2 protein-coding genes are annotated in these 969 nt (G+C 51.3%); both read right to left on the reverse strand.

Annotated elements, in window-relative coordinates; translation table 11 throughout:
* Positions 1–633: glutamyl-tRNA reductase (hemA, locus tag ACTHUR_RS12175; RefSeq protein ID WP_440398738.1), on the reverse strand; the 633-nt coding region annotated here is incomplete at its 3' end.
* A gap of 148 nt (positions 634–781) precedes the next feature.
* On the reverse strand, positions 782–969 hold a 188-nt coding region (locus ACTHUR_RS12180), incomplete at its 5' end, for a sigma factor-like helix-turn-helix DNA-binding protein (protein WP_440398739.1).

A 969-nucleotide genomic window follows, 5' to 3' on the forward strand; every position in this document is an offset into this window, starting at 1 on the left:
GTGTGTACGGTTGGCAACGGTAATGAGCTTGGGATTTTTGGCGGCAAAATAAGTGGCCACCAGTTCAATCATTTCGCCTGCACCGATAAAGAGGACGTTCAGATCGGAAATGGAAGGGAAGATTTGCTCTGCCATTTTGACCGATGCAGAAGCCATGGAGACGGAGTTTTCACCGACAGCAGTGTCGGTACGCACTTCTTTGGCAACGGCAAAGGTTTTTTGAAACAGGGCGTTTAAGTGGGTATTGATGCTTTCTTGTTCTTGCGCAACGCGGACGGCATCTTTGATTTGACCGAGAATTTGCGGTTCGCCCAGGACCATGGAATCCAAGCCGCAGGCGACGCGGAAGGCGTGGCGGACGGTTTCATTATTATCTAAGGTATAGAGGTAGGGGCGGATTTCTTCGACAGGCAGATTGTGATATTTTGCCAACCAGTTGATGATTTTTTCGGATTCGCCGACGCAGTAAAGCTCGGTGCGGTTGCAGGTAGAAAGAATGACTGCTTCTTCCGCCGCCTCGCTGCGCGCGAGGTTGGACACGGCATCCGGCAAATTTGCAGCAGCAAATGCCAGTTTTTCGCGTATGCTCAAGGGCGCGGTTTGGTGGTTGAGTCCGACGACGGTAAGTTGCATGGTTATGGTATGACCGGGTAGTGTGTGTGGTGGCTATTATAGCTTAAGTGGGCTTTAAAATGAATGTGTTGGGGGATAAGATACGATGAGGTTTGCCATCGAAAAGGCCGTCTGAAAAGATTCAGACGGCCTTTTTATCAAGAAAGGCTTAAACGGCTTCTGCTTCTTCTGCCAAGAAACCGCGCAGTTTTTGCATGGCTTTGGCTTCGATTTGGCGGATGCGTTCGGCAGATACGCCGTATTCGGCAGCCAATTCGTGCAGGGTCAAACCGCCGTCGTCTTGTAACCAGCGGCTTTCAACGATACGGCGGCTGCGGTCGTCCAGTTGCGCCAAGG

It is taken from the genome of Neisseria sp. P0021.S007 (assembly GCF_051956855.1).